Raw genomic sequence first — 12893 nt, 5'->3', positions numbered from 1 at the left:
ACCCTGTGTTCCTGGCGGGACACGGGGGGGGGGGGCGGGGGTGGGGGGCGGTCTCGTGGGCTCGGAGACCTCCCCCCTACCCCCCCCTCCACGGGCAGGCACGGGACAGCGGCCCCCGCGCCCTGACGGCCGGGTGTGTCAGCCGAAGACGGCGAGGCTCTTGGCCTTGCCCTTGTGCTCCTCCACCAGCGCGAGGAGGCGGCCCTCGGGGCCGAAGACAGCGACCGAACCGGCGCCCGCGTACTCCTCGGGCATGTCGAGGCGGACCCCGTTCGTGAGCAGCCGGGCACGCTTGGCATCCACGTCCCAGCGCGGGAACGCGGCCGCGGCGGCCTCGGCGAGCGGCATCACCGTCAGGTCCTGCTGGAGCTGGTCCAGCGTCCTGGCGGCGTCCAGCTTGTACGGACCCACCCGGGTACGGCGCAGCGCCGTCAGGTGGCCGCCGACGCCCAGGTCGGCGCCGAGGTCACGGGCGAGGGCGCGGATGTACGTACCGGAGGAGCAGACCACCGACACGACCAGGTCGAGAACGGCGGTGCCGTCGTCGGCGACGGCGTCCCGGACGTCGTACACGGAGAAGGACGAGACGGTGACCGGCCGCGCCGGGATCTCGAACTCCTCGCCGTCCCGCGCCCGCTTGTAGGAACGCACACCGTCGATCTTGATGGCGCTGACCTTGGACGGCACCTGCATGATGTCGCCGGTCAGTACGGCGATCCCGGCGTCGATGCCTTCCCGGGTGACCTTCGAGGCGTCGACCGACCCCGTGATCTCGCCCTCGGCGTCGTCGGTGACCGTGGTCTGGCCCAGGCGGATGGTGCCCAGGTACTCCTTCTCGGTCAGGGCCAGATGGCCCAGGAGCTTGGTCGCCCTCTCGACGCCGAGGACGAGGACGCCCGTCGCCATGGGGTCGAGGGTGCCGGCGTGCCCGACGCGGCGGGTGCGCGCGATGCCCCGCATCTTGGCGACCACGTCGTGCGAAGTGAAGCCCGACGGCTTGTCGACGATGACAAGGCCGTCGGGCGTGGTGTGCTTCTGCGTCATTCCGCGGTGTCGCCGTCCGTCTCGTCGCCCTCGTCCTCGCCCGGCTTGCGGTACGGGTCGGCCTCACCGGCGTACTTCGCGCCCGCGGACACCTCGCGCACCTTCTCGTCGGACTGGCGCGCCCGGTCGAGGAGGTCCTCGATGGTGCGCGCGGTGTCCGGCAGGGCGTCGGCGACGAAGGTGAGGGTCGGCGTGAACTTCACGCCCGCGGCCGCCCCGACGGCCGACCTGAGCACGCCCTTGGCGCTCTCCAGGCCGGCGGCCGCGGCCGCCCGCTCCTCGTCGTCCCCGTACACCGTGTAGAAGACGGTCGCCTCCCGCAGGTCACCCGTGACGCGGGTGTCCGTGATGGTGACGTGCGAGCCGAGCCGCGGGTCCTTGATCCCGCGCTGCAGCTTCTGGGCCACCACCTCTCGGATGAGGTCCGCCAGCCTTTTCGCCCGCGCGTTGTCGGCCACTGGTCCGTCTCCCGTTCTTTCTTCTTCTACGTTCTTGGCTGTTGGTCGTCAGTCGTCGTGGTCACCGTGGAAGCGCCGTCGTACCGACAGCAGTTCCACTTCCGGACGCCCGGCGACCAGCCGTTCGCACCGGTCCAGTACGTCGGTGAGGTGACCGGCGTCGCCGGACACCATGGCGATGCCGATCCCGGCCCGCCGGTAGAGGTCCATGTGGTCCACCTCGGCCGCGCTCACCGCGAACTTGCGCTGGAGCTCGGCGACGATCGGGCGGACGACGGAGCGCTTCTCCTTCAGCGACCGTACGTCGCCGAGGAGGAGGTCGAAGGACAACGTCCCCACATACATGTGTGTAACCGGTTCACCCGCCGGTACGGGATCGATGGCCCTGCCATCCGTGAGGCAGGGACATCAGAACCGTACAACGAAGGGGCCGGGACGATCGACGGATATTACGCTCCGTGGACCCCCGCCGCCCGCCTTCGTCGCCGGTCGGCAAACGGCGCGCTGGCCGACGGAACCGAAGTCCCGCCGGCCAGCGCACACCGTCGGCTGTTACGCCCGCGGCTTCTCACGCATCTCGTACGTCGCGATGACGTCGTCGACCTTGATGTCGTTGAAGTTGCCGAGGTTGATACCGCCCTCGAACCCTTCGCGGATCTCGGTGACGTCGTCCTTGAAGCGACGCAGACCGGAGATGTTGAGGTTCTCCGCGATGACCTTGCCGTCGCGGACGAGGCGCGCCTTGGTGTTGCGCTTGACCTCGCCCGAGCGGACCAGGACACCGGCGATGTTGCCCAGCTTGGACGACTTGAAGACCTCGCGGATCTCCGCCGTGCCGAGCTCGACCTCCTCGTACTCCGGCTTGAGCATGCCCTTGAGGGCCGCCTCGATCTCCTCGATGGCCTGGTAGATCACCGAGTAGTACCGGACGTCGACGCCCTCGCGCTCCGCCATCTGCGCCGCGCGGCCCGCAGCGCGGACGTTGAAGCCGATGACGATGGCGTCGGAGCCGGTCGCCAGGTCGATGTCCGACTCGGTGACCGCACCCACACCGCGGTGCAGGACGCGGATGTCGACCTCTTCGCCGACGTCGAGCTGGAGCAGCGAGGACTCGAGAGCCTCCACCGAACCGGACGCGTCGCCCTTGATGATGAGGTTGAGTTCCTGCACCAGACCGGCCTTGAGGGCCTCGTCCAGGTTCTCCAGGGAGAACCGGACACCCCGGCGGGCGAAGTTGGCGTTGCGCTCACGCGCCGCGCGCTTCTCGGCGATCTGACGCGCCGTGCGGTCCTCGTCGACGACCAGGAAGTTGTCGCCGGCACCCGGGACGTTGGTGAGACCCAGGACCAGGACGGGGGTCGACGGACCCGCTTCCTCGACGTTGTTGCCGTTGTCGTCGAGCATCGCCCGGACACGGCCGTACGCGTCGCCGACCACCATCGTGTCGCCGATGCGCAGCGTGCCGCGCTGGACCAGGACCGTCGAGACGGCACCGCGGCCGCGGTCGAGGTGGGACTCGATCGCAATACCCTGCGCGTCCTGCTCCGGGTTGGCCCGCAGGTCGAGCGAGGCGTCCGCGGTGAGGACCACGGCCTCCAGCAGGCTCTCGATGTTGAGGCCCTGCTTGGCGGAGATGTCGACGAACATCGTGTCGCCGCCGTACTCCTCGGCCACCAGGCCGTACTCGGTCAGCTGACCGCGCACCTTGGTCGGGTCCGCGCCCTCGACGTCGATCTTGTTGACCGCGACGACGATCGGGACGTCGGCCGCCTTGGCGTGGTTGAGCGCCTCGACCGTCTGCGGCATGACGCCGTCGTTGGCCGCGACGACCAGGATCGCGATGTCGGTCGACTTCGCACCACGGGCACGCATGGCGGTGAACGCCTCGTGACCCGGGGTGTCGATGAAGGTGATCCTGCGCTCTTCGTCGTTGACCTGGGTGGCGACCTGGTACGCACCGATGTGCTGCGTGATGCCGCCGGCCTCGCCCGCGACGACGTTCGTCTTGCGAATGGTGTCGAGGAGGCGGGTCTTACCGTGGTCGACGTGACCCATGACGGTCACGACCGGCGGACGCGGCATGAGGAATTCCTCGCCGCCCTCGTCCTCGCCGAACTCGATGTCGAAGGACTCGAGCAGCTCGCGGTCCTCCTCCTCCGGGCTGACGATCTCGATGACGTAGTTCATCTCGCCGGCGAGCAGCTGGAGGGTCTCGTCGGAGACGGACTGCGTGGCAGTGACCATCTCGCCGAGGTTCATCATCACGGCGACGAGCGACGCCGGGTTGGCGTTGATCTTCTCCGCGAAGTCGGTGAGGGACGCACCGCGCGACAGGCGGACGGACTGTCCGTTGCCGCGAGGCAGCATCACGCCGCCGACCGACGGGGCCTGCATGGCCTCGTACTCCTGGCGCCTCTGCCTCTTCGACTTACGGCCACGACGCGCGGGACCGCCGGGACGGCCGAAGGCACCCTGCGTGCCACCACGGCCACCGGGACCGCCGGGACGACCACCGAAGCCGGGACGGCCACCGCCGCCACCGCCGGGACCACCCGGGCGACCGGCGAAACCGCCACCGCCGCCACCGGGACCGCCGGGACGACCGGCGAAGCCGCCGCCACCGCCGCCACCGGGACGACCGGCGAAGCCGCCGCCGCCACCCGGGCGACCGCCGCCGCCACCGGGACGACCGCCGCCACCGGGACCACGGCCACCGGGGCCACCGCCGCCGGGACGCGGGCCGGCAGCAGGACGCTGCGGCATCATGCCGGGGTTCGGACGCGGGCCGCCGGGACCGCCGCCGGGACGCGGACCGCCGGCACCGCCGGGACGCGGGCCGCCGCCCTGCGGACGGGGCATACCGCCCGGCGTGGGACGCGCGCCGCCCGGAGCCTGGGGACGGGGACCGCCGCCCTGGCCCTGCGGACGCGGAGCACCGCCGGGAGCACCGGCGCCACCCTGGCCGCCGGGACGCGGGGCGCCGCCCGGACGGGGCGCCTGCGGGCGCGCCATGCCGGTGGAGCCACCAGAGGTGAACGGGTTGTTGCCCGGACGGGGACCGGCCGGACGACCGCCGGGACGCGGGGCGCCGCCACCCGGACGCGGAGCGCCGGGACGGTCACCGCGGTCACCACGGCCCTGGCCGCCCTGACCGGGACCACCCGGACGCGGGGCGCCGGGACGCGGAGCCTGGCCGGCCGGACGCGGGGCGCCCGGACGCGGGCCGGAACCCTGGCCCTGACCCTGGCCCTGAGAGGCGGCCGGGGCGGCGGGAGCCGCCGGGGGCGCCGTGAACTCGGGCGTGGTCGGAGCCGGGGACGCCGGGGCGGGCCGCGGCGCGGGCTTCGGGCCCGGAGTGGGGCGGGGGCCGGGAGTGACCGGCGCGGCGGGAGCCGCGGGCCGCTCGGCGGCGGCCGGCTTGGGGGCCGGCGGGCGCGGGGCGGCCGGACGGGCAGCCTGCGCGGGAGAGGGGGCCGCCGGCTTCGCCGGGGCGGCCTTGCGGGCGGGGGCGGACTTGCCGCCTCCGTTGCCCTGCTGGAGGGCGTCCGTCAGCTTACGGACGACGGGCGCTTCGATGGTCGAAGACGCCGAACGGACGAATTCACCGAGTTCTTGGAGCTTGGCCATGACGACCTTGCTCTCAACCCCGAACTCCTTGGCGAGTTCGTATACCCGGACCTTAGCCACTTCGCTCCTTTTAGGTCCGGGTGCGTCCGGACCGTCGCTACTTCATGGGCGTACTCATCGCGTGCTCATCGAGTGCTCATCGCAATCTCGACCTACTTCCAACTCGCGGGGTACCAGGGCCGCGCGGGGGTTCCGCGCGACGCTTCTTACGGTGTTGCCTGCTCAGCAACTGTCGTCTGCTCGACGTACTGGCGCAACGCCTTAATGTCGAGCGCTCCCGGGGCGCGCAACGCCCGCGTGAACGCCCGGCGGCGTACCGCCTGGTCGAGACAGACCAGTGCGGGGTGTACATACGCACCCCGGCCGGGCAGCGTACCGCGAGGATCAGGGACGCACTCGTCCTTGATCGCCACGATGCGCAGCAGATCAGCCTTGGCCGCTCGCTCCCGGCACCCCACACAGGTGCGTTCAGGGCATGCGCGGACGCGTGTCCGGCCAGACACTCTTAAGTCTACCTCCCCGCACCGACCTCACCCCTTTGGGGCAGGCTTCGAACAGTTGCCGCACGGTAACCTGACGTGATCTGAGCGCCCTACGGCTTGGATCTATTCCCCGGCCTGCTCGGTGTCCGGCCGGATGTCGATCCGCCAGCCGGTGAGCCGGGCCGCCAGTCGGGCGTTCTGCCCTTCCTTGCCGATGGCCAGCGACAGCTGGTAGTCGGGCACGGTCACGCGCGCCGAGCGGGCCGCCATGTCCACGACCTCCACCTTGGAGACCCGGGCGGGCGAGAGGGCGTTCGCCACCATCTCGGCCGGGTCGTCCGACCAGTCGACGATGTCGATCTTCTCGCCGTTCAGCTCGCCCATGACATTGCGCACCCGGCCGCCCATGGGGCCGATGCAGGCACCCTTGGCGTTCAGGCCGCTCCGGGTGGACCGGACGGCGATCTTCGTGCGGTGACCGGCCTCACGGGCGATGGCGGCGATCTCGACGGACCCGTCGGCGATCTCCGGCACCTCCAGCGCGAAGAGCTTCTTCACCAGGTTGGGGTGCGTGCGCGAGAGGGTCACGGACGGGCCGCGGACGCCCTTCGCCACTCGTACGACGTACGACCGCAGCCGCATCCCGTGCGGATACGTCTCGCCGGGCACCTGCTCCTGCACCGGGAGGATGGCCTCCAGCTTGCCGATGTCCACGAGCACGTTCTTCGGGTCGCGGCCCTGCTGGACCACGCCGGTGACGATGTCGCCCTCGCGGCCGGCGTACTCACCGAGCGTCGCGTCGTCCTCGGCGTCGCGCAGCCGCTGCAGGATGACCTGCTTGGCGGTGGTGGCGGCGATACGGCCGAAGCCGGACGGGGTGTCGTCGAACTCGCGGGCCTCCTGGCCCTCCTCCAGATCCTCGGGATCCTCCTTCGCCCACACGGTCACATGGCCGGTCTCCCGGTTCAGCTCCACGCGCGCGTGGCGGCGGCTTCCCTCGGTGCGGTGGTAGGCGATGAGGAGGGCCGACTCGATCGCCTCGACCAGCAGGGGGAAGGAGATCTCCTTCTCCCGTACCAAGCCCCGCAGGGCACTCATGTCGATGTCCACGGCTACGCCTCCTCTTCCTTCTCGTTCTTGCTGTCCTTGCGGTTGAACTCGACCTGCACGCGCGCCTTGTCGATCTCGGGGAAGCCGAGTCTGCGGCTGGTGGCCTTGCGGCCCTTGACGCCGGGCACTTCGAGGTCGAGACCCTCGTCGTCGACTTCGAGGATCCGGGCCACCAGCTCTGAGCCCTCGGCCAGTTGGAACCTCACCAGCCGGTCGACGGCACGCACGTAGTGGCGGTGTTCGGTGAGGGCGCGCTCCGCGCCCGGGGTACCCACCTCGAGGGTGTACTCGCCCTCGCCCATCGCGTCGCTCTCGTCGAGCTTCGCCGAGAGCGCGCGGCTCACATCGGCGATCCGGTCCAGATCGGCACCGGTGTCGGAGTCGACGACAACGCGCAGCACCCGCTTGCGTCCGACGGAGTCCACTGCGAGCTCTTCGAGATCCAGGCCCTGGGAGCTGACGAGCGGCTCCAGTAGTTCTCGCAGCCTCTCGCTCTGGGTGGTGCTCATCCGGGTGACTCCTCGGCCGCGTGTGCTGTTGTGGGATGGGTCGCGTGTCTGGTCAAAGGGTATCCGGTCGCAAGGACTGTTGCCGTCCACCTGCGCACGGACGGTGCCGGTGAGTGGTGCCGTCCGATTGCGCGGGTACGGTGATCACGGGCCTGCGATCCGCTGCTGCCGTAACCGCTTTCGTACGAGTTCCCCGAGGACGTCTGCCGTGCCGTACCCCTCGCCGCCGCGCTCCCTCTCGGGACCGCGCAGAAGAACCCTGCTCGCCTCGGTCGCCGGGGCAGCGCTGCTGGTCGGTTGCTCCTCCGGGTCCGAGGACTCGGACGGCGGCAGCAGCGGCAGCCCGTCGCTCGCCGAGCGGGCACGCGCGCGTGCGGCCCGGGACAGTGCGGGGCTGGTGGAGCGGTACGACGCGGTGCTGGCCACCCATCCTGCGCTGGCGGTGCTGGCGGGGCCGCTGCGGGCGGAAACCGTACGGCATGTGGAGGCGTTCGGCGGCGGAACGTCCGGCCCGTCCGGGGCGTCTTCCACGACGTCCGAGGCACCGAAGGACGCGAGCGGGTCGCCGTCGCCGTCCTCGTCCCCGCCGGCCGCCGTGCCCGCGAACGAGCAGGACGCGCTGGCCGACCTCGCCGCCGCCGAACGGGCGCTCGCGGACCGCCGGGCGAAGGCGCTTCTCGACCTGCCGGGCGAACTGGCGCGGCTGCTGGCCTCCGTGGCGGCGGCCGGGGCGGCGCACGCGTACCTGCTGACGGAGGGGGCCAAGTGAGCGAGTCCGGCAAGAAGGACAAGAAGGGCATGACGGAGCAGCTGAAGGCCCTTCAGGCGGCCCTCGCCGCCGAGCACGCGGCGGTGTACGGGTACGGCGTCGTGGGCGGCCGGATCCGCGAGGAACAGCGCTCGGACGCACGCGCGGCGTATGACGCGCACCGGGCGCGGCGGGACGCGCTGGCGCGCGAGGTGCGCGACCTGGACGCCGAGCCGGTCGCCGCGAGCGCCGCGTACGCGCTGCCGTTCCCGGTGCCGGACTCGGCCGCGGCCGTCCGGTTCGCCGCAGGTCTGGAGGACCGGGTGGCCGGGGTGTACTCCGACCTGGTGCGGGCAGCCGAGGGTGAGTTGCGGGGTACGGCGGCCCAGGCGCTGCGGGAGGCGGCGGTGCGGGCGGTGCGCTGGCGGGGCGAGAGCGTAGCCTTCCCTGGGCTCGCCGAGCGGGCGGGCACCGCGTCGGCATCGCCGGCGCCCACCGCCTGACGCCGGCCGGCGAACACGTACGGGCAGTACGGGAAGGGAACGACTCGCGCATGGCTTTCGAACCGCCGCAGCGTCTGGTCAGGGCGCTCGGTGAAGCGGCGCCGGACGGTGACGACTGGTTGGAGAGGCTGCCTGAGGCGGCCCAGCAGGCCGTCGCGCTACGCGAGTTGACCGTCGAGCGGGTACAGCTGCCGGGGGGCCGCAGCAGCCTGGTGGTGCTGGTGCGGCGGGCGGACGGCACCCCCGCCGTGCTGAAGCTGGCGCCACCCCGGGCCCGTCCGCAGAGCGAGCGGGCTGCGCTGGCGCACTGGGGCGGAGTGGGTGCCGTGCAGCTGCTCGACGAGGCCCCGGTCGAGGGTGTGCTGCTGCTGGAGCGGCTGCACCCGGATGTGTCGGTGCGGTCGCTGCCGGAGGCGAAGGCGTTGCTGGAGGCGGCGGGGACGCTGCGGCGGCTGTGGGTCGAGCCGCCCGGCGGCCATCCCTTCGAGACCGTCGCCGAGCGGACGGGGCGGCAGGCCGAGGCGATGCGGGCGACCGCGTCGGGCTTGGGGGACGTTGCGGTGTTGGTCGACGCCGCGTTGGCCGCGCGTGCGGAGTTGTTGGCGGCGCCGCCTGAGGAGCGGCTGCTCCATGGGACGTTTCGGCAGAGCAAGGTTCTCGCCGGTGAGCGGATGCCGTGGCTGGCGGTGGGGCCGGATCCGGTGGTGGGTGAGTGTGCGTTCGATCTGGCTCGGCTGGTGCGGGACCGGGTGGAGGATCTGATCGCCTCGCCTTCGGGGGCGGCGATCACGCGGCGGCGGGTGAAGCGGCTCGCGGAGTCGCTTGAGGTGGACCAGGAACGGCTGCGGGGGTGGACGTTGTTCCGGGCTGTGGAGTCGGGGGTTCGGGCGCGCAGGGTGGGGCGGCCTCGGGATGCTGAACTCTTGCTGGAATTCGCCGGGTGGCTTTGAGGAGCGACGGTTCGTTGCGGGCTGCGGGTGCGTTGTGGCTGGTCGCGCAGTTCCCCGCGCCCCTTAGGTAGGCCGCCTCGCCGTTAGCTTCAGAGCTAGGGCGGGACAGTCTGCCGCTGCTCTGCGGGCTCGTTTGACTGTTCCCATGGGAACCGGTGATCCCCCCGTCATCGGGTAGCCCCACTCGTCCAACGTGATGTGGTCGGGGAGCAGTTCCGCGCACAGGCCGTGGCCCTTGCAGGACGTCCAGTCGATCTCTGTCCGCTGGTCCATGTCAGCCCTCCTGCGGTACCGGCAGCAAAGGCGCGCCGTCCGTCGCCGTGCAGAATCCGCTTGCGTGGGCGTCGAGTTCGCAGCTGAACGTGGTCAGGGCGCTGCGCACCAGGCGGACCGTGCCGTCCGGGTGGTGGCAGGCGCCGCGGCCCTCGACCAGGCCGGCCCAGCGGGCGACGTCGGTGCGGGTGCCGCCCTGCGGGCCGGGGGCGGCCAGGGCGGCGAAGGCGGCGGCGATGCGGGGCAGGCCGTTGAGGCAGGGACCGCACTGGCCGGCCGACTGCAGGGCCAGGTAGCGCAGTACGCGGGCGGTTTCGACGAGCCCGCACCGGTCGGCGGGCAGGGCCGCGAGGACGCCTGCGCCCAAGTGGGCCGAGTCCAGGGCGAGTTGATCGGCCTCGGCGGAAGGGATCCATCTGCCGTGGTAGCCGCCGAGCAGTACGGCGGACATGCCGTCCAGGGGCAGCAGGCGGTGCAGCGGCATACCGAACGGGGCTTCCACGACCCGGGGTTCACGTCCTGGCACACGCACCGTGCACAGGGCGCTGCCGGGCTGGGCCGGGGTGCCTGCGGAGCGGAACCAGTCGGCGCCGTAGCGGGCGACGAGGGCGAGGTGGGCGAGGGTCTCGACGTTCTGGACCAGCGTCGGGGCACGATGGACGCCGCGTTCACGGACCGGCGGGTCCTGGTACGTGGGCAGGGCCGCGCCTCCGGAGACGTACCGGGCGAGGGCCGAGGACTCGCCCGACAGGAACCGTCTGGGGAGACGTACGACCCGGACGGGAACGGGGTCACCGCGTCGCTGGGTCAGGGCCGACTCCAGATAGGACGCGCCGTCCTCCACCGCGAGGTGGGCCTCGCCCGCGCCGACCGCGGCGGCCGCCAACTGCACGCCGTCCAGGACGAGATGGGGTGACAGGCGCAGCAGGGTCCTGTCCTTGCGGCTCGCGGGCTCGCCCTCGGCGCCATTGGCCACGACGACGGGCGTACGGCCCGTGCGGCGGCCCGCCTCGGCCACCGAGAGCAGCTTGCGGTGGACCGGGAACGCGGCTCCCCCGCGACCGGTGAGGCCGGACTCGGCGACGGTGCGCAGGAGGTCGATGGGGGCGCTGTGCGGCAGCGGGCCGTGGCGTTGTGCGTGTGTGGGGAGGTCGGCGGGAGTGCCGCCGGGGGAGAGCAGCCGGGGGGACATATGGACGTCGGTGCGGGTCATGGTCATGGTCGGGCTCCTTCGGCCGCGCGGAGCAGGGCGGCGGGGGTGCGGCGGGCGGCGCGGGCGCAGTGGGCGACGCGGATGCCTCCCGCGGTGAGCACGGCAGCCACGCAGGTGATCGTCAGCCAGGTCATCCAGTCGGTTCCGGTGTCCGTGCCGATGCCGATGCCGTGGATCAGGGCGACGGGCCAGGAGGCGTAGGCCAGCCAGTGCACGGCCCGCCAGGTGCGGCGGCCGACGCGTTCCCGCAGAAGGCTGGTGACCAGGACCGCGAGCATCAGGTCGAGGGCGACCGTGCCGAGGCCGAGCCACAGGGGCTGGTAGGCGGAGGCGAAGGGGACGAGGACGTCGAGGGCGGTGATGCCGACATAGCTGTCGAACACGGCGAACGCGATGTGCAGGGCCAGGAACGCGGTGGCCGAGAGGGAGAGGGCGCGGTGGAGGGAGACGGTGCCGAAGCGGGGCAGGCCGGGGAGGCGGGTGCGCAGGCGTACCGCGATGCCGAGCAGGACGACCACCGTGAACAGGACCAGGCAGACGGCTCCGGTGGCTCTGTTGGCGTACCAGAGGGTCTCGGAGGTCATGCGGCCGCCTTCATCGGGGCGGGGGCGGCGGAGGTCGGCCAGCTCGGCGTCGTGACCACCAGGCCTTCCTGGCCGACCAGCCGGGCCGCGAGGCCCTGCCCGGTCAGCCGGCGCTCCGCGCCCGCCCCCTTCACCAGCGCCGCCGTGCTCGCCGCGTTGGCGTCGGCGCAGGTGGCCGCCGCCACCGTGACCGTGCGCCAGGCCGAGCGGACGGGCAGGCCGGTGCGCGGGTCGACGATGTGGTGCAGGGCGTGTCCGTCGCGGCGCCAGGTGCGGGCCGCCGTGCCGGAGGTGGCGAGGCCGCCGCTGTGCAGGCCGACCGTGGTGTACGGCCCTTGCGTGGGCGGCTCGTCCACCGGGCCCGTGACGTCCTGGACGCGGATCCGCCAGCCGCCCGCCGGGGGTTCGCCCGCGACGGCCGTGTCGCCGCCGAGGCTCACCAGCACTCCGCAGCCGGCCGCTTCGGCGAGCATCGCGGCAGCCCGGTCGGCCGCCCACGCCTTGGCCGTGGCGCCCAGGTCCAGGCGGACGCCGGCCGGGACGGTCACCGTGCCGCTCGCGCGGTCCAGCTTCACCTGACGCCAACCGGGAGCGTGCCGCACGGTCAGGCGTACCGGCCGGTCGTCCTCGCGGACCAGGGTGAAGTCACGGTCGTAGCCGATCGCCTCCATCGCCGAGCCGACCGTCGGATCGACGGCTCCGTCTGTCGCCCCGGCGGCGCGCAGGGCGACCGCCAGGGCCTCGGCGAGCAGCGGGCTGACCCGGACGGGGCGGCCCGCCGCGGCGTTGAGGGCGGTGAGTTCCGAGTCGGGGCGGAAGCGGCTGCAGGCGGCGTCGAACTCGGCCAGATACCGGGCCAGGAGCAGGTTGCAGGAGTCCAGCACTACCGGGTCGGTGACGACCAGCCGGACGCTCGTGCCGAGGGCGCGCCACTCGGCGGCGGCGGTCGTACGCGGCGCTGTGCTCATCACGACGCCCCCGAGGTGGAGTCGGCGGAGCCGGTGCCGGAGGAGGTGAGGCCGTCGGACGAGGGCTGGAGGGAGGAGGCGCCGCTCGCTCCGGTCGAGTCGCTCGAACTCACCGACGTGGAGCTGTCGTCGGCCGATCCGCTCGACGAGGTGGAGGTGCCGGTGTCGCCGCTCGCTGTCGTGGCGGCGTTCGTCCCCATCGTGCTGATCAGGGCGAACACCCCGGCGGCGGCCGCGAGCGTGATCGCCGTCGCGGCGACCGCTGCGCGTCGTGCCCCTCTGCGGACCGCTGCCGCGGCACCCCGTTCCCTGGTACGCAAGACCGTTCCCCTCCCGTAGTGACGCTGTGTCACGTCCTACGGTCGGGGAACGGCCTGAGGGAAAGCTGTGAGGCGCCTTCAGGTCCCCGGAGAAGATTCTGAGG

15 protein-coding genes are annotated in these 12893 nt (G+C 72.5%); 3 read left to right on the top strand and 12 right to left on the bottom strand.

Annotated features, from left to right (window positions below; translation table 11 throughout):
- Positions 1 to 138: 138 nt before the first annotated feature.
- From truB to rimP, 7 genes are all read right to left on the bottom strand, one after another.
- Positions 139 to 1044: a tRNA pseudouridine(55) synthase TruB gene (gene truB / locus ACFU95_RS19015; protein WP_383828650.1), complete on the bottom strand. Its 906-nt coding sequence runs from the start codon at positions 1042 to 1044 to the stop codon at positions 139 to 141.
- Positions 1041 to 1502 (bottom strand): 30S ribosome-binding factor RbfA, encoded by a 462-nt coding sequence (gene rbfA / locus ACFU95_RS19010; RefSeq protein ID WP_383828648.1) that lies wholly within the window; start codon positions 1500 to 1502, stop codon positions 1041 to 1043. Before rbfA ends, truB begins: the two co-directional genes overlap by 4 nt.
- A gap of 48 nt (positions 1503 to 1550) precedes the next feature.
- A complete protein-coding gene (locus ACFU95_RS19005; RefSeq protein ID WP_383828646.1) occupies positions 1551 to 1847 on the bottom strand; it encodes a DUF503 domain-containing protein in 297 nt (98 codons plus the stop codon).
- Positions 1848 to 2054: 207 nt separating this feature from the next.
- Positions 2055 to 5189, bottom strand: coding sequence for a translation initiation factor IF-2 (gene infB / locus ACFU95_RS19000; RefSeq protein WP_383828644.1), 3135 nt, complete (start codon positions 5187 to 5189; stop codon positions 2055 to 2057).
- Positions 5190 to 5335: 146 nt separating this feature from the next.
- Positions 5336 to 5632, bottom strand: a complete 297-nt coding sequence (locus ACFU95_RS18995) for a YlxR family protein (RefSeq protein WP_078916515.1) — start codon at positions 5630 to 5632, stop codon at positions 5336 to 5338.
- A gap of 102 nt (positions 5633 to 5734) precedes the next feature.
- Positions 5735 to 6721 carry a transcription termination factor NusA gene (gene nusA, locus ACFU95_RS18990; RefSeq protein ID WP_030054478.1) on the bottom strand — a complete coding sequence of 329 codons (987 nt, stop codon included), beginning with the start codon at positions 6719 to 6721 and terminating at the stop codon, positions 5735 to 5737.
- Between the two features lie 2 nt (positions 6722 to 6723).
- Positions 6724 to 7230, bottom strand: a complete 507-nt coding sequence (gene rimP, locus ACFU95_RS18985) for a ribosome maturation factor RimP (RefSeq protein ID WP_383828641.1) — start codon at positions 7228 to 7230, stop codon at positions 6724 to 6726.
- Between the two features lie 208 nt (positions 7231 to 7438).
- On the opposite strand from rimP, the gene ACFU95_RS18980 reads away from it, so the two are divergent.
- The 3 genes from ACFU95_RS18980 to ACFU95_RS18970 are packed head-to-tail and all read left to right on the top strand — an operon-like array spanning position 7439 to position 9431.
- Positions 7439 to 7999: a hypothetical protein gene (locus ACFU95_RS18980; RefSeq protein WP_383828639.1), complete on the top strand. Its 561-nt coding sequence runs from the start codon at positions 7439 to 7441 to the stop codon at positions 7997 to 7999.
- 29 nt (positions 8000 to 8028) lie between these two features.
- Entirely contained in the window at positions 8029 to 8481 is a 453-nt protein-coding gene (locus ACFU95_RS18975) for a ferritin-like domain-containing protein (RefSeq protein ID WP_383828754.1), read from the top strand.
- A gap of 50 nt (positions 8482 to 8531) precedes the next feature.
- Complete coding sequence (locus tag ACFU95_RS18970) at positions 8532 to 9431, top strand: aminoglycoside phosphotransferase family protein (protein ID WP_383828637.1); 900 nt, start codon at positions 8532 to 8534, stop codon at positions 9429 to 9431.
- A gap of 63 nt (positions 9432 to 9494) precedes the next feature.
- On the opposite strand, the gene ACFU95_RS18965 is transcribed toward ACFU95_RS18970, so the two are convergent.
- The 5 genes from ACFU95_RS18965 to ACFU95_RS18945 are packed head-to-tail and all read right to left on the bottom strand — an operon-like array spanning position 9495 to position 12789.
- Positions 9495 to 9704, bottom strand: a complete 210-nt coding sequence (locus tag ACFU95_RS18965; protein WP_383828635.1) for a ferredoxin — start codon at positions 9702 to 9704, stop codon at positions 9495 to 9497.
- 1 nt (position 9705) lies between these two features.
- Positions 9706 to 10923 carry an NADH-ubiquinone oxidoreductase-F iron-sulfur binding region domain-containing protein gene (locus ACFU95_RS18960; protein WP_383828633.1) on the bottom strand — a complete coding sequence of 406 codons (1218 nt, stop codon included), beginning with the start codon at positions 10921 to 10923 and terminating at the stop codon, positions 9706 to 9708.
- Positions 10920 to 11501 carry a ferric reductase-like transmembrane domain-containing protein gene (locus ACFU95_RS18955; protein ID WP_383828631.1) on the bottom strand — a complete coding sequence of 194 codons (582 nt, stop codon included), beginning with the start codon at positions 11499 to 11501 and terminating at the stop codon, positions 10920 to 10922. Before ACFU95_RS18955 ends, ACFU95_RS18960 begins: the two co-directional genes overlap by 4 nt.
- Entirely contained in the window at positions 11498 to 12469 is a 972-nt protein-coding gene (locus ACFU95_RS18950) for an FAD:protein FMN transferase (RefSeq protein ID WP_383828629.1), read from the bottom strand. The genes ACFU95_RS18955 and ACFU95_RS18950 overlap by 4 nt, the downstream gene beginning before the upstream one ends.
- A complete protein-coding gene (locus ACFU95_RS18945) occupies positions 12469 to 12789 on the bottom strand; it encodes a hypothetical protein (protein ID WP_383828627.1) in 321 nt (106 codons plus the stop codon). The genes ACFU95_RS18950 and ACFU95_RS18945 overlap by 1 nt, the downstream gene beginning before the upstream one ends.
- Between the last annotated feature and the right edge of the window lie 104 nt (positions 12790 to 12893).

The sequence above is a fragment of the Streptomyces sp. NPDC057623 genome (genome assembly GCF_042800355.1).
Taxonomy (GTDB): domain Bacteria; phylum Actinomycetota; class Actinomycetes; order Streptomycetales; family Streptomycetaceae; genus Streptomyces.
This window is presented reverse-complemented; position numbering and strand designations above follow the sequence as displayed.